This is a genomic window from Rasiella sp. SM2506 (assembly GCF_050859505.1).
GTDB lineage: Bacteria > Bacteroidota > Bacteroidia > Flavobacteriales > Flavobacteriaceae > Marinirhabdus.
In genome coordinates this window covers 2,620,157-2,639,998 of sequence record NZ_CP193934.1, presented here as the reverse complement: position 1 = coordinate 2,639,998, position 19,842 = coordinate 2,620,157, and the positions used below count along the sequence as shown (strand labels likewise).

Genomic DNA, 19,842 nt, shown 5'->3' with positions numbered 1-19,842 from the left:
AATAAGATGAAGCAGCAGGTCAAATATGTAACCTTTGGCCGATTTATAGAATGACTTTACGTTCAATCGTCGTTAACAAGGGTTGAAATGTAGTATTGTTATTTTGATAAGACGGAAGGAGCGTAGTGAAATGTGTATAGCATAGATTTACTTTGTAATATATCAATTGAAACTAAATAATTAGTTTAAACTAATTATTTAGTTATATTTGTTTCAAAAGCTTCAAACATGAAAAGATATTTCATAATCTTCTTCTTTATAGGATTTCAATTAACAGCCAAAACTGATACAATTAAATATTTTAACCATTTAATATTTCGGGAAACACCTTATTCAGAAACAAAAGGAAGAATACCATTAACCGAAGAAGAAAGTAAAAGTACCAATCACTTCAAATTAAGTTATGATACCTCTAATAGGCTCATTGGTATTGAATATCTATATAAGGATACGCTTATCGATTTGAACAGAAGTGGTGTCCTTGACGGAAAAAGAGCGTTAGCTCCAAAAACTAAAATTGAATATAGTAGTAACAAAGAAATTAGAACCTTTTTTAATGTAGCAGGCGAATCAACTACTAACGGTATGGGCGTGTATAAAGAAGTATATTCCTATAATAAAACAGGGAAGCGAGTAGGCTTACAGTTTTACGATGAAAATGATAATCCTATCAATAATAGCTGGAACGTATTTGAATACCAATGGAAACACATTGACAGGAACGCTGTATTAGAGACCAGAAAAGATACCAATGGTGTTACTGTCCCTATGCGTCCTTATTATAAATTTTATAATGTAGTGTACAATTTCGACGATGACGGAATCTTGTTATCTATGAACAATGTTGATGAAAATCTGAATTTAATAAATGATGAAACAGGAATAGCGATAGATAAAGCAACTTACGATGAGCATACTAATTTAGTAAACTTCAAATTTTTTAATGCTGAAAACAAACCAGTTGTTGGTTCATTTTTAGGAACAGCTGGCGGATTTGCAACCTACGATAAAAACGGAAATTGCCTAAAATATGCCACTGTCGATTTAGATGGCAATTATATGTTGGATGAGAGAAGTAACGACGCCTATTCAAGTTATAAATTTGACACCATAGGAAATCTAATTGAGCGTGGTAGTTATGATACCAATAGAACCATACTAGAAAGGGGAGGAGTTACGAGCGTTAAATATATCTATGATAAAGATAATCCTATAGAACTTCTAAAAACAGAATTATATCACACCAAACTTACTACAACTAGTAAAGATTCTGTCTTTATAAAACACAATAATAAAATTGAGAAAGATAAATTAGTAGAAGATTATAATCAGCTAGTAGAGACCTTACAGCAGCACCCAACTCCATTTCAGTTTATTGACGAGGCATCTTATACCAATTTGGTAGATACACAAAGGAAGAAGATTAAAGACTCCATGACAGTACAGGAGTTTTATCAAATAGTATCACCAATAGTTACAAGTTTAGGATGTTTACATACGCGCGTAGTTGATAATCGATTTTTCAGCACACCGCAAAAGTATTGGTTGCCATTACTGGTTTGGTTTGAAGATGATAAAATGTATGCAATAAATAATTGTGTTGAAAATATAGAAATGAATGTCGGTTCCGAAATATTGGAAATTAATGGAATTTCAGCCAAAGAAATATATAGTACTTTAAAAACAACCATTTCTGCAGATGCTTTTAATGAAAGCTTTTATAGGGGAGATTTAAATGTCAACTTTTTATATTATTATCATAGTTATTATGGTTTTAATAGTGCGTATACCATAAAGTTTACACCTCATAATTCTGAAAGAGAAATCACGACCACATTTTATATTGATGAGCCTGCACCAAGCTACAAAGCTAAACTCATAAATAAACCTAGGCTACGTTTGGAGGTAAATAAAGAAGAAAACACGGCTATAATAAGAATTAAGAATTTTAATTATTTCCCAAGAGGAAGACAAAACATTGATTTTTTTAAAGCAGAAATAGATACCTACATAAAGACAATTAAAGAAGAAAATATAGAGAAAGTTGTTTTTGATCTAAGAGGCAATAGAGGAGGAAATCCTGAATGTACTAATTACATATTGTCATATATCACGAATACCGAAATAGATTTTTACGAAGACAATGAATTAAATAATAGAAGAGGTAGACCTTCAACCGTAACACCAAAAAGAGATAATACTATAAGCGGTAAAAATATTTTCGTACTAACCAATGGTCGTTCCGCTTCTGCTACTGCTCAAATGTTAGCCGTTATAAAGCACAATAAGTTAGCGACTATACTAGGTGAAGAAAGTGGCAGCACTTACAGTACACATCCTGGAAGAGGAGTAGCCCCTTTAAAAAATACAAAATTAGGTTTACAAATAGGGACAGAAAGAGAATCGGTACATGTGCCTAAACTACCTCTTAATATAGGGATACTTCCAGATAAAAAAATAGAAATGAAACTAGAAAATGTTTTAAATGATACTGATGTATTAGTAAACTATATTTTTGATCTAAAGTAAAATACTAATTTGAAGAATTTATCAAATGGTTGAATTAGTACAATACAAATCAATGAATCTCTGACGGAGCGATACAATAGTATGTTACATAGCTTTGAAATACGCTTTTATGGAAGCATCATCAAAATTTCTCCAGCTGCTTTAAAACAGCTTTCTTGTAAGATCTGCTAATGGGGAGTGCTTCGTTGTTTATGGTAATGTATTCGTTTGTAAAGGATTGAATAAAATGAATTGAAATAATATAAGAACGATGAATCCTTAAAAACTGCTGCTTTGGTAGTTTAGCTTCTATGGCAGTGATAGTTTCCCTGGTTACAATAGTTTCACTTTCGGTATGTATTTTTAGGTAGTCACTATAGCTTTCTATGTAAAGAATTGAGCTATAATCCACCTTAATCATTTTACGTTCAGACCGTACAAACATAAAATCTGAAATCTCTTGTACAGTGGTGTTGGTAGGTGTTATAGTTCCGTAGATTTCAAAATAAGTATCCAAGGCTTGTTTCAATCTATCAAACGAAATAGGTTTCAATAAATAATCTACAGCTTTCAATTCAAAACCTTCTACAGCATAATCTCTATAGGCCGTTGTGAAAATAACTTTAATGTCGTTATTTATAGATTTTGCAAATGAAATACCTGAAATTTCCGGCATATTAATATCCAAAAAAACGAGATCGATTTGCTGGTTGCTTATCACATTAAATGCCTCCAGCGCATTGCTACAACTCGCAACCACATTCATGTTTTTAATTTTAGACAAATGGGTTGCTATAATTTCTCTGGCAATATCTTCATCATCAACAATTAAACAAGAAATATAAGATGTGTTATGCATTGCTCGTTGTTTTTAGTTGTAAGGCTACTTCAAAAGCATCATTCGTATTATCTATTCGTAATTCATGATTATTTGGATACACTAATTCCAGTCTTTTTTTAATGTTATCTAACCCAATTCCATCCTGAGTAGCTATAGGATCGGAATTCGAATTTTTTATTCGGAAATGAACCGACTCCACATCTGCTTTAATTTCAATGTTAATTTGTAAAACTCCATTTGTAATGCTCCCATGCTTAAAGCTATTTTCTACAAACGGAAGCAGCAGCATGGGAGCAATGGTTGTATTTTGGGATGCTAGTTTTACCTCCATAGTTACATGTAACGTATCATTAAAACGCATTTTTTCCAGTGCGATATAATCTTTAATATGCTCAATCTCTTCAGAAAGGAGTACAAACGGTTTTTCAGTTTGATACAATAGATAATCTAATAAGTTTGATAGCTTTAAGATCATATCTGGCGTTTGCTCTGCTTTTTTTAAAGCTAGACCATACATCGTATTGAGCGTATTAAACAAAAAATGCGGATGGATTTGCATTTTGAGATACTTCAGTTCTTGTTCCTTTAATTTCAGTTGCGCAGCTAAGAATTTTGCTTCCAACACAGCGTTGTTCTTCGATTGTTTTAGGTTTAATTTCAACAACTTAAAAGCACTCACAACAATCACAACCAAACAAATGCTGGTAATTATAAAAACACTGCTTTTACTTAAAACAGTCATTTTTTCAAATTTAAAATCTGTAAGAAACGCCAAGGCAAAAAAGATGGAAAAAACAGCTCCAAAAACTGAAATGATCAAGGTGTAACTACTATAAAGTGCAAATAATAAGTACCGTTTTGTAATTAAATAATCGGGTAGTAATTTGTAGATAGAAACGTAGGTAGCGCCAATCGTCACTGGCATTAAAAAGAGGGAGAAGTACACAACATTCATGTCGAAGGTATTCCCAACTCCAAAAATAGAGGTGAAGAATACTAAAATAAAACACCAGAATAAAAGATGACGTAGGCTACGTTTTAGCGGTTTTGTTATGTTTGGTTGTAGCTTCACTTGTATCCAATATGCTACAATAATAACGCATTTTTTGTTCCCGATGTTTTTTTGTAGCTGAATAACAGGTTTAACCCGAGTTTTAACAATGAACTCATCTTGACTTTTTTGGTTGAAGCGAAAAATAGCGGTTTTTTGCTTAATTGAAATCATTTTTCGGTTGCATAGCCTTAGTTACGGAACTTAAAAATTATAAAAAGTAAGTGAAAAAGATCATTTTGCAGCCAATTATAAAATTCAAGATAAGTTCCATATGTAGAATCGCGACTTAAACTGGTAGTTAGTCGCATAACTAACGTTTGAAGCAAATTTCATCTTAAGTTTGAACTATGAAGTCATTTAAACTTTTTCTTTTACCTGCGAATTTCGCATTTTGCACCCTAATATTGCCATTTTTGAGAACCGTAGCCATGGCTATGCTGCTAAAAAATGACTTCATCAGAGTACAAAAGCCTTCATTCTCGGTTCCAAACAAAAAGTTTAAATGACTTCAATTATAAAAATCTTTAAAATTGCTAACTATGAGATTATTAAATCAAGGTGGACCCGTGATGTATATTATATTAGCGTTATTACTACTGTCCATATTTTTTACTGTAAAAGCTTTTCTAAGCAAATCCAAAGACGAAACCCATTCAAAAAAAATGATTGGCTTAGTTGTAGACACAAGTTTATTATCCCTTGTTATTGGGTGTTTGGGATCTCTGTTAGGCATTATAGATCTGTTTGATATGGTAGAAGCGCTTGGTGAAACAAGGCCAGATCTTTTTTCGGCACGATTAAAAGAATCGCTATTAACCATCACTTTTGGGTTGCTTGCATTTGTACTAGGAAGGTTAGGAATCTTAGTCTATAAATGGAGCTTAAAATCTGAAGTAGCGTAATACTTAAAACTCTAAATATGAAAATGTTTAAAATCATAGTATTCATAAACACACTCTGCTTTTTTACACAGAGTCATGCGCAGTACACTCAAAATACCGAAAAGCAGCTCGTTATAGGAACGGTTGATAGCCTATATTCTGAAACGCTTAAAGAGCAAAGAGAAATCTGGATTCAACTTCCGGAAGATTTTAATGAAGCTGAAAGATATCCTGTAATCTACGTCCTGGATGCGAAACAACATTTTTATGCCGTTACAGGAATGATGAAACGATTAGTACCATGGCAACTGCCTAAGTCTATCGTTGTAGGCATTACCAATACCGATAGAACAAGAGACTTTACACCAACCCATGTCCCATTTCAGCGTGGACAGGAATCAAAAACTTCTGGTGGCGCCAATAATTTTCTCACGTTTATGGAGAGCGAACTAAAGCCTTTTATCAGGAATACATATCCTACCGAAGATAATCATACCATCATCGGTCATTCAACAGGCGGTTTATTTGTGTTGTATTCCTATCTCAATCATCAGGATGTTTTTGATAACTTTTTGGCAATAGATCCAAGTTTGTGGTGGGATAAGGAAAAACTGGTACAGGAGACACAACAATTACTAGAGAACGGAAACCGTAAAGAAAAATCTTTATATGTTGCAGTAGCAAACAGTCTTGGGAAAGGACTGGATACCGTTAACGTTAGAAAAGACAAATCGGTGTCTAGTGAGCAAATGAGAGCCAATTTAAAGTTTCATGATATCCTGGACAAAAATAAAGAGCAACTTACTTTTACCTGGGAGTATTTTAAAGATGAAGATCACGGAAGTATCACGATTCCTGCACAGTACAATGGGTTAAGAGCTGTATTTTCCTGGTTTGTATTCCCGGAGGTGTGGCGATTTAACACCCCGAAACAGTATTCAGCTAAAGAATTAACAGATCCGTATTATACGCATTACAAAAAATTAAGCAGTCGTATGAAACGGGACGTAAAGCCAGATTGGGAGTTGGTAAATGATGTAGGCGGTCATTTACTTAACGATCGTAAGCTCTCAAAACGAGCTTTGGCATTTTTTGAAATGAATGTTCATTTTTATCCGGACCAATCCAGAAGTTATGTTGCGCTAGGTACTTATTATCTATCCCAAAAAAAGAAAGCAGAAGCCATTGAATATTATACGAAAGCCATTAAACTAGATGGTAACGAAGAAGCAAAAGTGAAGCTAGAACAACTAAAGAAGTAAGAAAATTAAGATTGCTATGTGGCGAAGCGATACCAGTAGTATATTAAATAGCGCTGAAAAAGGCGCTATTTGCTGTTTTACTCAAACGTCATAATCTGTTCTATAATGTCCTGCGTTATGTAACTTGAGCTTTGGTAAAAGTGAAAGTTTATACTTCAGTTTCTTTAAAAAAATTAATCTAAGAAGTTTCTTTTACGATGTTAATGGAACACTTTTTATGCGACGACGTAGGAGGGAAGCGTAATGTGTGTGGAATGACTATAAATTAATTAATATTCAAATATTTACGGTTTTTCCTCAAATATATTCCTACAAAATTTGCTATATTTAAACTCTCCCTTTGTATTGTTAATTAGCTAATTTCTAACTAGATTTTTCTTTTTAGAAAGAAATCCTTTTATATAATTTAAAAGATATTAAATACTTATATGCTCGATCAGTCATTCTCATTAGAAAATTTTAATAAGATATTTGAAATTGAAAACCGTAAAGGGAATTTTGAAACAAAATATTATTCGGAAAAGTTTCATACTCTTTCAAATGAATTAAAGAAGCAAAGAAAAATAATAAAAACATATAAAAGTAAAGGAGATATAGGGAAAGATGATGAACATCTTAAAGAACTTAATGAAGAAAAGAAAAAAATTGAGGAGAAGAAAAAGAATGAGTTAGAAATAACTTTACAAGAATATACCGAAACAGTAAACGATAAAAATTTCAAGTTTAAATTCACGAAATTCTTGCATGAAGCTAGTGATAAAGATGTTTATCCAGTAAAGAAAGATGCACCATCTTTTTTCGCTATGAAACAACTACAGTATAATATTCATAGAACTTTTAAGGTAAAACAAAGTAATAGATATTTGATTTCTAAGCAAGTTCAAGCTTTGCTTAAAGACAACTTTCCAAAAATAGTGTTAAGAACAGATATCAAGGGTTTTTACGAAAGTGTTCCTCAAGAAAGGCTATTAAATATGATTAACGATAATCAATTATTAAGTCCAAAATCTAAGACTCTAATTAAAAGTTTATTTTACAGTTATAACGAATTAACAGATCAACTAAAACTACCAGTTGAGAAAAGAAAAGGTATTCCTAGAGGAGCAGGAATAAGCGCATATTTAGCAGAACTTTATATGCGCGAGGTAGATAATAATATAAAAAGATTGACCAATGTTACATATTATGCACGATATGTTGATGACATAATTATTCTTTTTATTCCAAGCTGGAAAATGTGTTTAGATGATTACAAAATAAAGGTAACAGAAATTACTGATAAGAGCGATTTATTAATGAATCATTTAAAAACATTTTCTTACGATTTGGAACGAGACAAAAGCTTAATGAAAATAGAATTTTTAGGTTATGTCTTTAGTATGGAAAACTCTGAATACATTGGAACTTCAATTTCTACAAATAAAAAGAATAGATATCTAACAAGGATAGAAAAAACTATAGATATCTTTCTTGAACAAAAGAAATTTGCGCCTTCTGATGCTTCCAAATTATTAATACATCGATTTAATTATTTAACAAAAAACACAAGATTACATAAACCTAAAAAAGGTTTAGTTGGAATATATTATTCTAATAGTCTGATTGAACAGGATTGTGATGATTTAGACTATATGGACAAGGAATTACTTAGAATAATTGATGAAAAACTACCTACTGGTATTTTCAATAGTTTAAACAAAAAACTAAAAGAATATAGTTTTTCAGATGGGTTTATTAATAAAAGGTTTTTTAATATAAATTCCAAAAGGAAAAATATACCTGACTTAAGACCAGACAAGTTGAAAGAAATTAAAAAACTTGATAATAATTTTGAAAGGATAATATCAATTTGGAAATAGAATGAGAAAAAATAAAGCAAAAAAACCAATTAGTTATGCAATAGAAAGAGCTGTTTTAAGTGATGTTCTGCCTTATGAGACTCCGATTATTTTTTCAAATCGTCATTTTTATCAATTTTTGGTTAACCATAAAATTAAATATAATGAAGATTCTATTAGTTGGATAAATTGTAAAGATGATAACATAATAAAGCGATTACTCTCTATTCTCTTTGATATAGAAAACATTACAACATCAACTAATAATACCCTTAAGTTGAATGATAAAGAGTTACGAAAAATAGCGTTTCACTATAAAATTACACATAAAGAAAAAGATTTTCGAGATTTAGCTATACCACATCCCAAAAGTCAAATTGAATTAGTCTCTTTTTATGATGAATTTAAAGAGCTTATTGTTTATAACTCTAAACAAAGCCCCTTTTCAATCAGAAAACCTGATAGCATAGCGAAGTTTGTTTATTTGAATGATGGAGCTACGAAAAAAGGAAGTGAAAATGATTTTATTGAAGAAAGTGGGAAGGAGTATAAAAATCTTAAAACTTTTTTTACTTATGAGTTATACTCCAATATATACAAATTTTATGAAGACTACATTTATCATAGAGCAGAGAAAAAGTATAATAAAATGTTCAAGTTTGACATTGCTAAATGTTTTGACAGCATTTATACTCACTCACTTTCTTGGGCTTTAATAAGCAAAGAGTTTGTTAAAAATAATTTGAATAGAGATTCAAATACTTTTGCTGGTAAATTTGATAAATTCATGCAGAATACAAATTATGGAGAAACGAATGGAATAATAATTGGTCCAGAATTCTCTAGAATTTTTGCTGAGCTTATTTTGCAACAAATTGATAAGAAAATTGAACAAATTTTAAGAAAAAAAGGTCTAATTCATAAAGTGAATTATGAAATATACAGATATGTAGATGATTTTTTTGTGTTTTATAATGATGCAAAGACTAAAGATGAAATTTTAGATAATTATAAAATCTGTCTAAAGGAATATAAAATGTCTTTGAATGATTCTAAAACAAAATTATATGAAAAGCCTCTAATAACTGAGATTACAATAGCTAAAAACAAAATTGTAAATCTTTTAAAGGAAAAAGTTAAGTTTAAAATCAAAAAGGATAAAGAAAAGGAAGATAAAAAAATACCAGACGACAAGAAAGCTATTACAGATTTCGTTCCAGACAAAAAGATAAGGGTAAGTGATGTTGATATTAGATGTAGTTCAAATAAATTAATTACAGAATATAAAACAATTGTTGTTGAGTCTGATGTTTTGTATAGAGATGTAATGAATTATACTTTAGCTATTTACAAAAGTAGCTTAATGAGAAATATTAAGAAGTATGAAGAACATAAAAGAAAATTAGAAAAAAGAAAATTTCAAGGTTTACTTTCTAAAAAGGAAGAAAAAAAATTAATCAAACAAGAAGCAAATTTCACTAAATACATTGAAGAAATTCTTGATTTTGTATTTTTTCTTTATGGTGTTTCTCCAAAAGTAAATTCTACAATAAAATTAGTAAATATTTTATCCTTAGTAATTAAAACATACAAGAAGAGATATAAATTTAATTATGAAGATTCAAAAGGAGTAATAAAATATAAACTGTTAAATCAATTTGATAAAATCAATCAAGAAAAAGTATTTAAGAAAATATTAGATGAAATAATATTAGTACTTGATAAGAGTAAGCTGAATGAGCATTTACAAATAGAAACACTTTACTTATTAATAGTACTTAAAGAACTTGGTAAAGACTATAGGTTGACTACTGAACAGCTAGTTAAATACTTGAATTTGAATGAAGTAATGAAAACAAAAAACTCTAGTTTTGTGCCAAAGCGATATGAGTTTAAAAATGATATTAATTATTTTGTAATTACTGTTTTATTATTTTACTTCAAAGATATTGTAAGATATCGCGGACTTAAAGTAATGGTTAAAAATGCAATAAGAATTAAGATTAAAAAAATTGAAAAATCGCAAAGAGCAAAGCATACTGAATTAGTATTGTTATTTTTTGATTTAGTATCTTGTCCATATCTAAAAGAAGATGAAAATAAATTTAAAAAAGAGCTACTAACTCTTTATGGAGTGCCTAGTAGCGAAAGAGATGATTTTATTTACTTTGTTGAAAAACAGAAATTTTGGTTTACTAAATGGAATGATTTTGATTTGGTTGAAGAATTAAATTCAAAAAGCTCATTAGAACCATATTCTTAATAATAAAAGGATGCACCAGATAATTTCTGCAATTTTATATTGCCACACACAAGCATTCTAATATGTCTGTAAAAAGATAGTCACAAAGTTAGCTTTTTCTGGGGCTAACTTTTTTTATCAATATCAATGAAAAGATATTTATCAAAATCAAGGTTTAAATTAGGCTTGGAATGTCCAACCAAGCTTTACTATACAAATAAAAAGGATTACGCTAATCAAAAAAAAGGAGATGATTTTCTAGAAGCATTGGCACAAGGCGGTTTTCAAGTTGAAGAATTGGCAAGATTAGAATACGAAGGAGGAATACTTATTGAAGGAAATCCTTGGGATTATGATTTGGCAGTAGAGAAAACTAATGAATTATTGAAACAAGAAAATGTCATTATTTATGAGCCAGCCTTTTTGTTTAATAATTGCTTTATTCGTGTTGATATTTTAGTAAAACGGGGCGATATAGTAGAATTAATAGAAGTTAAAGCCAAATCAATTAATTCAAATGATGAATTTTCTATTGTTGGGAAAAGGGGAGGACTAAGAAGTGAATGGAAGGCATATTTATTTGATATTGCTTTTCAGGAGTATGTAACGCAAAAGGCATATCCAAATTGGACAATTAAACCTTTTCTGTTGTTAATTGATAAAAGTAAAACTGCTACAGTTGATGGTTTAAATCAAAAATTTAAGATAACATCAAAATCCAATATTCGTACGGGAATAATTGTTGAACCAGGAACTACCAACGATGATATTGGAGAATCTATTTTAGCTAAAGTACCAGTTGATTCAATTATTTCTAATATTAAAGATGGAGTTTTTAAATATGATGAATCGTTAACCTTCAAAGAAGCTATTCCTCTATTTACGGAGCATTATGTAAAGGATATTAAGATAAACTCTCCTGTGAATGTAAAATGTAAAAACTGCGAATTCTACTTAGTTAATGAGAACGATTTAAAAAGTGGATACATTGAATGCTGGACAAAACAATTAAATGTGTCAAAACAAACCATTATAAATGAACCAAAAGTATATGAGGTAGGTAATTTTAAATCCGCATCCAAGTTGATTGAAGAAGGAATATATTTAATGAAAGACATAACGGAAGATGAGATAACAGTAATACCTAAACCTTATGGACTATCATTATCGGAAAGACAGTGGTTACAAATAAGTAAAGTTAAAGAAAAAGATAATACACCTTATATTGATACTGATGGGTTGAAATTAGAAATGAGTAATTGGAAATTTCCATTGCACTTTATTGATTTTGAAACTTCGACAGTTGCAATTCCATTTAATAAAGGAAAAAAACCTTATGAACAAATTGCTTTTCAATTTTCACATCATAAAGTTTTAGAAGATGGTTCTATTTCTCACGAAACTGAATATATTAATTCAGAAGCTGGTAGTTTTCCAAACTATGATTTTATAAGAAGTTTAAGAAAATCTTTGTCCTTGGATGTTGGGAGTATATTTAAATACTCTTATCATGAAAACACCATTCTTAATGCTATCCATGAGCAATTATTATCGTCCAATGAAAATGACAAAGAGGAGTTAATTGATTTCATTCAATCGATTAGTCATTCAAAAAAAGACAGTACTATTTCTTGGGTAGGCGATAGGGATATGATAGATTTATGTGAAATCGTCAAATTATACTATTATGATCCACAAACTAAAGGTTCTAACTCTATAAAGGCAGTGTTGCCTGCAGTTTTAAATAGTAGTTCCTATTTAAAAAATAAATATTCTAAATCTATAAAGGAGATTTCTTTATCTAGTATAAACTTTAATAATGATAAAGTATTTATAGAATTTGACGAAAATGATATAGTTATTAGTCCATATAAAAGCCTGCCACAATTGTTTGATGAATGGAGTGAAGATGAATTGGATAATTTGATATCCGATTTAGAGGGAATTGACAATGGGGGAGCAGCGCTAATTGCATATTCAAAGTTACAATTTCAAGAAATGGATGATGCAGAAAGACTAGAAATAAGGAAAGCATTATTAATGTATTGTGAGTTAGATACATTAGCTATGGTAATGATTTATGAGTTTTTTAGAGATTCTATTAATTCATAGCATTATGTAAAATAGAATCGCGATCTAAAACTCGGCCTCAGAAAACTTTGGTCAAAACAATAGGTGAAAGAGCGTAATATTTTAGAGGTCTAGCAATACATTTTATTGGCATTTATAGCTTTCAAACCTAGTTCGAAGCAGTCTTATAGAGTAACAATGTTTTCTAAAATATAGTGATTGAGCCGTACATTGTTTCCAAAGTTTTGTGCAGCCTTGATTTTTTGTTTCTTTTTTCATCAAGGAAAAGAGATAATAATTTACTATTGACTATCACAATTTCAAATGTTTACTTCAAATTGGTATGAAACTTTACAATCCAAAAATAATAAACAAAAGACTAAATAGAGCAAGTGTAAAGAAATTTATGTGGCTGGTGTGTTGGATTAAATTTTTTACTCTTGCGGAACGCTTTGCGAGAATGGCTTAAAGAAAATTATAGCGTACATTTCCCCAAATAACGTAATTATAAACAATAGAAGAAGTTAAGCTTTGTGCGGCTGCAAGCGTTGGCACATTGTGTGTAAACTAAAATGCCAAAAGCATTTTTTTTTACAAAGCAATCACAGCGCAACGGCACGTCGGCAATTTTACATAACGGCCAATTATGGTACAAATCTAACGAGGTGTTCAAGTTAGACCAAATCCAAAATGTTCAATGATCCGTAGACAGCTTATAAATGAGCTATACGATATATTCTAGGGATATTTTATATAATATAGAATTATAGCTTACACGAAACTTGGTTAAGCTTAACAACACTTAGATAAGGCGATCGTTTTAATATTAAATCATCCACAGGATAATCCAATATTAAAAGTGTACTATAATTTATATTATGTAAAATAGACTTTATCCGTTAGTATAGATCATACCCTTTACCTTTTATTCTTTTTGTTGTGTATTTCAGAATTCACCCACAGCGTAAATCCTAAATTTAAATACGCTCTATCCATTCAGACGAATTTCAAAAAGTCTTTCACATAACTTTATCCATTCCTTACCATAAGTTTAATAGTGTTTTTGCTCGTTACGCTGCTGCTTGCCGTAACTTTATGGACATAACAATTAAAAAAAAAAGAATATGCCATTTTTAACAAATGATACAGAAACAGATCAAGTAGATTTATATTTTAAAGATTACGGACACGGGCAACCTGTGATTCTAATTCACGGCTGGCCACTCTCCCATAAAGCCTGGGAACAGCAAATTTGGGCCATCGTCGATGCTGGATATCGTTGTATTGCCTATGACCGCAGAGGTTTTGGACACAGTAACGCCCCTTGGGATGGCTACGATTATAGCTCCCTTACTACAGACCTTCACCAAATTATTACCCAACTAGAATTAAAAGATGTAATTCTGGTAGGATTTTCTATGGGTGGCGGCGAAGTAGTTCGCTATTGTACCGACTTTGGAACAGACAACCTAAGTAAGGTTGCCTTGGTAAGTTCCATTATTCCACTGGTGGCGAAAAAAGATGATAATCCGAACGGTGTCCCTAAGAAAGATCTGGAGGGAATTATGGACGCTCTGGAAACTGACCGTGTAGGCTTCTTAAAAGACTTCCATAAAAATTTCTATAATTACGAAGATCATAAAGACACCATTAGCGAAGCCCAATTACATTACGACTGGAGCATCGCTTCTCAGGCATCACCCAGAGCGACCATACAAACCGCCAAATCCTGGGCCGAAACCGATTTTAGAAGCGAGCTTAAAAATGTTACCGTTCCCTGCTTAATTGTCCACGGTGATAGTGACAACATTGTACCAAAAGAAACGGCGGGAGATCAGGCTGCCAAAGGCATTCCAAATAATAGATATGAAGTGGTTAAAGGAGGTCCACACGGACTAAACCTTACCCACAGAAAGGAATTGAATAAACTATTACTAGATTTCTTTAAGAAATAAGAAATCTTTGTAGCAGTAAACGAAAAGAGGATCATTCACCAGAGAATAATCCTCTTTTTTATATCTAGAAAAACATCCCCTAACTCGTTTTCAAACGTTTTGTGATCGCTTCCAGAATGTCATTTGCATACACAAGCCATTGTTGTAGCATAACCTCTAAGTTACCAAATACTAAGGTAGAATGAATTGCCAGGCGTGCTTTGTATATTTCGCCGGTAAAATAATCGTACATAACGTCATTATCTAATTTGCCAAGCAACATATCTCCAATCCAGTATTGGTTATTTTTTAAATAACTCATGTTTTCCGAGACATCATCACTAATGCGCGTTTGAGTTTGGTCTATTAACCCTTTATACGCTGCATGATTCGCTACAATCTTAATTACCAAACTATCTATTTCAAGTTCGTTGCTGGTTGTATAATTCTCTAGCATCTTATACCCTTTATTCTGAAATTCAAAAGGTAGTAAACTCAAGACCAATCCAAATCCCTCGGGGTTTTGTACATATGTTTCTTTACTCACTGTATCACTCAAAAATAATTTATAGGTATTTTTCTTCTCCTTTAAAATTCGCAATACTTGCCCAACGCCTAGGGTATCAATTTCCATGTCGTTCTTATAGGTCTTTAAAATAGTATTCAGCTGTGCCTCTCCTTTTCTGCCTTCGTTCCAGTTATTAATGTTAACTGCAATGAGAATACCTATTACTACCAAGATAATTTCGCCTATAGCATACAATACATATTTCCTAAAGCCATTCCCAGGAACCGATTTTAACCTAAACCGTCTCAATAATTTCATATATCGAATATAGGAATATTTTTAAAACCTCTTTTTAAAAATCACACAAGCGTCCGTTATGCTATTTGCAGAACTTACATCGCTCCTACTCCAACATCCAAATCGGTCGGTTTTCGTTTATTACCATCTCCTGAAGTAGTACCTTTACCCTATGACATTACTTCTTCAACTTTTTATAGGCGCTATTGCCTTAGCCTTTTTATTTTATGGGTATAATTGTTTGTTTTCAACCAGGCTGGTCGAAGAGTTTGATAGATTTCAACTTACGGCCACACAGCGAAAAATTACAGGAATTGTTCAAATTGCAGGTGCGTTGGGATTGTTATTCGGTTTGTTGTACTTTCCCGTGGGATTTTTTGCAAGTCTGGGATTGAGTGTTTTAATGCTCTTAGGTTTTCTAATACGTTTAAAGGTTAAAGACAGCTTTACAGCCTCTGCCCCTTCGTTTATTCTAATCTTTATAAACGGATACTTTTTTTATTGCTTCGGTGCGCTCTTAGAATACTGGTAATCTACAAAAAGATAATCAGCAAACACATACTTAAAAACAAAGCTGCTGGAAAACTTTTCTTCAACAGATCGCTTATTTTAAGATGCATACTAATAGAACCTGCCAATAAAACCGCAAGTGTTGCGGCCGCAGGAAATTCTAATACTGGGAACCAGATAGACGCTATAAGAGCTATGGAACTTGTTACTTTCAAAAAACCCACTACATAGCACATCCATACGGGAAGTCCGTAAACCTTAAATTCCTCCACGATATTCTGAGCATTCCCACCACGCCATTGCGTTGGTTTATTGTACTGTATCAGCCATACATTTAACAGACTTACGGCAACAACTACTTTCAAAATAATGATAAAGATTTCCATACGATCACAATATTGTTTAATAACTCGATAAATTTACTAAACAAAATGAATCTTATTCACTAATTAATAGAACTTTATGGGTCTACTAATTTTGAACACAATTCAAATGGCTTCTCATCAATTACTTGTTGTTTCTTTTAACGAATACTTGGCACAACTCCATCTTAGAATTTTTATTTAAAGTGTAGCTTTGCCGAATGTTTAAAAAATTAAGCTCACAAACCGAATTTGTTGCCCTTATGGCAGCCTTAATGTCGGTTACAGCTTTGTCTATAGATGCGTTGTTACCTGCCTTAGATATCATTGGCGAAGCAATTCAAACGACCAAACAAGCCGATAATCAATTATTGGTCACGATGATATTTCTGGGGCTGGGAATTGGCCCGTTGTTATTTGGTCCTCTTTCTGATGCGCTGGGAAGAAAATCGTCTGTATATATGGGATTTGCGGTATTTGTAGCCGCTAGTTTTGTATGTATTTACGCCCAGAGTCTTGAAGTAATGATCCTGGGTCGCATCCTGCAAGGTGTAGGCCTTTCGGCACCCAGAACCATATGTATTGCCATCATTCGGGATTTGTACGAGGGCGATTATATGGCGCGCATTATGTCCTTTGTAACGGTAGTTTTTCTGCTTATTCCTATTGTAGCGCCTGCGATGGGGCAATTCATTTTAAATCACTACAATTGGCAAGGTATTTTTTATGTGCAGATTGGAATTAGTATCGTGGTGGCTCTTTGGTTCTGGTGGCGACAAACGGAAACACTGCCTGTTAAAAAACGAATCCCTTTTTCTATTCACAGAATCTACAACGGCTTTAAAGAAACCATTCGGTATAAAACCACCATGGGGTACACGCTTATTTCAGGCTTTGTGGTTGGTTCTTTTCTGGTTTATTTAAGCGCATCCCAGGAAATATTTCAGAATCAGTATGGGCTGGAAACAGAATTTCCTTACATATTTGCTGGATTGGCCGTTGCTATTGGAATCGCCATTTTATTAAATGCAACCTTTGTGGTACGTTTTGGTATGGAAAAAATGGTCACCACTTCACTGCTGGGCTTTTTCAGTGTTTCCATACTGTATTTGGTAATTTTCTCGAGTGTAGAACAGCCTAATATTTATATTTTATTAGCCTTCTTTGCCCTTCAGTTTTTTTGCATTGGTTTTCTCTTCGGAAATTTAAGAGCGCTCGCCATGCAACCCGTAGGCCATATTGCAGGAATTGCCGCTGCTATTACAGGGCTTATTTCAACGTTGATGGCAGTTCCTATTAGTACCTTTATAGGTAGATTTGTGGTTCAGGGTACGCTTCCGTTGTTTGTAGGGTTCTCGGTATGTAGCGCTATTTCTTTGTGTATTCTTTGGTATGTGAAGCGAACGAGATAAAGCTATTTTGTTGCCTTTAAATAGCATCCTACAAATTTTATTAATACTACCTACCCTCTGTCTGGGAAGGTAAGAATTGCATCTTCGCAATTCTGAGTGGGGACAATTCTGAGAGAATCTAAATGAAACAGCGCTACTTTCGTAATTTTTCAAGTTGCTTCATAACTTCCTCTGCCTCTGCTGCTTTTGCATCACTTTGTGATCTATTGGAGGTAGAAAGTTCATACGATTCTTTTTGTAACTTCTTGTACTGTCTTTCTAATTGCTCTTTTTCTGTTTTCTTCTTGAATATTCCAAACATTGTTTTTTCTAAAGGTAGGCATTGCGAATGCCATTCAACTATAAAAGCGAACCCCTTTTGAGAATTCGCTTTATACATCATTCAGTAACAACTAGAAAAGACTATTTCTTCCATATTTTGAAAGTTTCAATCCTGTTTGGGTTTCAACTTGTAAGATTAGTAAAAGTGTTCCCAGTGTCTGTGGTTCTAAACAAACCTAGATCGGAGCATAGGTACAGCCTGGACTCGTAGCCTTGTATCACGTTAATAAAGCTAATTTGGGTGCCGCCTACACTTAATTCCCCTAGATCTTCCCAGGTTTGAGAACTACAAAGCTGTGTACTCAGGAAAAGGAATAGTACGAGTGCACTTGCACGTTTCATAAGTTGTTTTTGAGTTTTCATACGTTTAGTTTTAAAGTAGGTTGCTAATGTCAGCAGATCGTATTTTAAAATCATTACGCCAGTTGCCCTATTTATACATTTTATTCCCTACTACTAACCAAATAGAATACTTATAAAACAGAAAACGGATACCTTGTTGGATACCCGTTTTCCTGCTACAAATATAATTTTTATGTGTTATTCTTTTAATACCTTACACGTTAGTACTCCTACGGAAGTTTCAACTCGTAAGAAATAGATGCCGCTGGTAAATTGGCTAATATCCAGGATAGTTTCTACAGTAGTTGTGTTATAGGAACGCAACAATTGTCCCTGGGCATTCAGTAAGTGTATGGTTCCCATGGTAGCAGATTTTATGTGTAGCAATCCCTCTGTAGGATTCGGATATATTGAAATAGTATCCTGCTTATTTTCTAGACTGCCTAAAGTTACCAGATCACAAATACGATACAAGGAATCTAAAGAAGGAGAATACACAAACAAGCAACTACCTTCCCCATTCCTGCCTAATTCTGAATAAAACGCATCGTCCAGATTAAACAAGCCTGAAGTCCAGGTTAGCCCATCGTCTGTACTTACTTTTATAGGTTCGCCTCCATTACAATCTACACCCCCGTCAACCACAGTTACTATAGTTCCGTTGCTGGAGGTAAGGTCAAAAACCTGGCAAAAACCTTCATAGTCTCCACTGTCATTTGCCCAGCTAGCTCCACTATCTGTACTTTTATACAGCCCTCCACCAAAAACATCTCCAGCAAAGAGCGAAGTACCTTCGTTTATCATCTTAAAATACGTCGCAGTAGCAGGATGTCCCGTTCCCGAAACACTCCAAGTAATCCCATTATCGGTACTTTTATAAACCGCCAGTTTCCCGGCAAGAAACAACGTACCATCATACGGTTGAAAGTCGAACATCGCCATATCTGGCAACCCTGTTGCCAATTGCGACGTTGCTAGCCCATCGGCGGAATAATACACCCCGCCCATAGTTCCGTTATCATACGCTACCACAATGTTATTACCGGTTTTTGTTATGTCGGTAATCTGTAATGCCGTTGGAATACTGGTAAGGCTCCATGTAGTGCCACCATCGGTACTTTTGTAAATATCGGTGTCACTACCGCAATACAGGTCTCCGGTATCCAGGTCTTCAAAAACACAACGGATGGGTTTTCCTAGTGTTACTGCAGCCGTATACGTAAGGTTCGTTGTAGTTGAGCCATTGTCACTACTAGCAAACAACCCTTTATCGGTACAAAAATATACTGTATTGTCAAAACTCTCTATAGTCACTACATCAGTGACTACTTCTGCTCCTACTGTTAATTCTGGAAGTTCTTCCCAGGTTTGCGAACTACAAAGCTGTGTGCTCAGGAAAAAGAATAGTACGAGTGCACTTGCACGTTTCATAAGTAATTTTTGAGTTTTCATACGTTTAG

Annotated in this window: 16 protein-coding genes; 9 read left to right on the top strand and 7 right to left on the bottom strand. The window is 33.0% G+C overall.

What is annotated here, in order from left to right:
* Positions 1-228: 228 nt before the first annotated feature.
* Positions 229-2,529, top strand: coding sequence for a S41 family peptidase (locus ACQ2HF_RS11975; protein WP_432410654.1), 2,301 nt, complete (start codon positions 229-231; stop codon positions 2,527-2,529).
* A gap of 121 nt (positions 2,530-2,650) precedes the next feature.
* Here the strand turns inward: ACQ2HF_RS11975 and ACQ2HF_RS11970 are convergent, their stop codons facing one another.
* Both ACQ2HF_RS11970 and ACQ2HF_RS11965 read right to left on the bottom strand, forming a co-directional pair.
* Positions 2,651-3,367 (bottom strand): LytR/AlgR family response regulator transcription factor, encoded by a 717-nt coding sequence (locus ACQ2HF_RS11970; protein WP_432410653.1) that lies wholly within the window; start codon positions 3,365-3,367, stop codon positions 2,651-2,653.
* Positions 3,360-4,421, bottom strand: coding sequence for a sensor histidine kinase (locus ACQ2HF_RS11965; RefSeq protein ID WP_432410652.1), 1,062 nt, complete (start codon positions 4,419-4,421; stop codon positions 3,360-3,362). Before ACQ2HF_RS11965 ends, ACQ2HF_RS11970 begins: the two co-directional genes overlap by 8 nt.
* 521 nt (positions 4,422-4,942) lie before the next feature.
* On the opposite strand from ACQ2HF_RS11965, the gene ACQ2HF_RS11960 reads away from it, so the two are divergent.
* From ACQ2HF_RS11960 to ACQ2HF_RS11935, 6 genes are all read left to right on the top strand, one after another.
* Complete coding sequence (locus tag ACQ2HF_RS11960) at positions 4,943-5,305, top strand: MotA/TolQ/ExbB proton channel family protein (RefSeq protein WP_432410651.1); 363 nt, start codon at positions 4,943-4,945, stop codon at positions 5,303-5,305.
* 17 nt (positions 5,306-5,322) lie between these two features.
* Positions 5,323-6,546, top strand: coding sequence for an alpha/beta hydrolase-fold protein (locus ACQ2HF_RS11955; protein WP_432410650.1), 1,224 nt, complete (start codon positions 5,323-5,325; stop codon positions 6,544-6,546).
* A gap of 428 nt (positions 6,547-6,974) precedes the next feature.
* A complete protein-coding gene (gene drt3a, locus ACQ2HF_RS11950) occupies positions 6,975-8,405 on the top strand; it encodes an antiviral reverse transcriptase Drt3a (RefSeq protein WP_432410649.1) in 1,431 nt (476 codons plus the stop codon).
* A 1-nt stretch (position 8,406) separates the two neighbouring features.
* Positions 8,407-10,647, top strand: coding sequence for an antiviral reverse transcriptase Drt3b (gene drt3b, locus ACQ2HF_RS11945; RefSeq protein WP_432410648.1), 2,241 nt, complete (start codon positions 8,407-8,409; stop codon positions 10,645-10,647).
* Between the two features lie 126 nt (positions 10,648-10,773).
* Positions 10,774-12,738: a DUF2779 domain-containing protein gene (locus ACQ2HF_RS11940; RefSeq protein WP_432410647.1), complete on the top strand. Its 1,965-nt coding sequence runs from the start codon at positions 10,774-10,776 to the stop codon at positions 12,736-12,738.
* A gap of 1,082 nt (positions 12,739-13,820) precedes the next feature.
* Complete coding sequence (locus ACQ2HF_RS11935; protein ID WP_432410646.1) at positions 13,821-14,651, top strand: alpha/beta fold hydrolase; 831 nt, start codon at positions 13,821-13,823, stop codon at positions 14,649-14,651.
* 79 nt (positions 14,652-14,730) lie between these two features.
* Here ACQ2HF_RS11935 and ACQ2HF_RS11930 read toward each other — a convergent pair whose 3' ends face one another.
* A complete protein-coding gene (locus tag ACQ2HF_RS11930) occupies positions 14,731-15,456 on the bottom strand; it encodes a DUF6090 family protein (RefSeq protein WP_432410645.1) in 726 nt (241 codons plus the stop codon).
* Between the two features lie 151 nt (positions 15,457-15,607).
* Between ACQ2HF_RS11930 and ACQ2HF_RS11925 the strand changes: the two genes are divergently transcribed.
* Positions 15,608-15,967 (top strand): DoxX family protein, encoded by a 360-nt coding sequence (locus ACQ2HF_RS11925; RefSeq protein ID WP_432410644.1) that lies wholly within the window; start codon positions 15,608-15,610, stop codon positions 15,965-15,967.
* 1 nt (position 15,968) lies between these two features.
* Here the strand turns inward: ACQ2HF_RS11925 and ACQ2HF_RS11920 are convergent, their stop codons facing one another.
* A complete protein-coding gene (locus ACQ2HF_RS11920) occupies positions 15,969-16,331 on the bottom strand; it encodes a DoxX family protein (RefSeq protein WP_432410643.1) in 363 nt (120 codons plus the stop codon).
* 197 nt (positions 16,332-16,528) lie between these two features.
* Here ACQ2HF_RS11920 and ACQ2HF_RS11915 point away from each other — a divergent pair, with 197 nt between their 5' ends.
* The gene (locus tag ACQ2HF_RS11915) at positions 16,529-17,719 is read left to right on the top strand and encodes a multidrug effflux MFS transporter (RefSeq protein WP_432410642.1); all 1,191 of its coding nucleotides are present in this window, start codon (positions 16,529-16,531) and stop codon (positions 17,717-17,719) included.
* Positions 17,720-17,852: 133 nt separating this feature from the next.
* Here ACQ2HF_RS11915 and ACQ2HF_RS11910 read toward each other — a convergent pair whose 3' ends face one another.
* The 3 genes from ACQ2HF_RS11910 to ACQ2HF_RS11900 all read right to left on the bottom strand — a co-directional run bounded on the left by ACQ2HF_RS11910 (position 17,853) and on the right by ACQ2HF_RS11900 (position 19,834).
* A complete protein-coding gene (locus ACQ2HF_RS11910) occupies positions 17,853-18,020 on the bottom strand; it encodes a Lacal_2735 family protein (RefSeq protein WP_432410641.1) in 168 nt (55 codons plus the stop codon).
* 143 nt (positions 18,021-18,163) lie between these two features.
* Positions 18,164-18,403 (bottom strand): hypothetical protein, encoded by a 240-nt coding sequence (locus ACQ2HF_RS11905; RefSeq protein WP_432410640.1) that lies wholly within the window; start codon positions 18,401-18,403, stop codon positions 18,164-18,166.
* A 177-nt stretch (positions 18,404-18,580) separates the two neighbouring features.
* A complete protein-coding gene (locus tag ACQ2HF_RS11900; protein ID WP_432410639.1) occupies positions 18,581-19,834 on the bottom strand; it encodes a T9SS type A sorting domain-containing protein in 1,254 nt (417 codons plus the stop codon).
* Positions 19,835-19,842 lie beyond the last annotated feature (8 nt).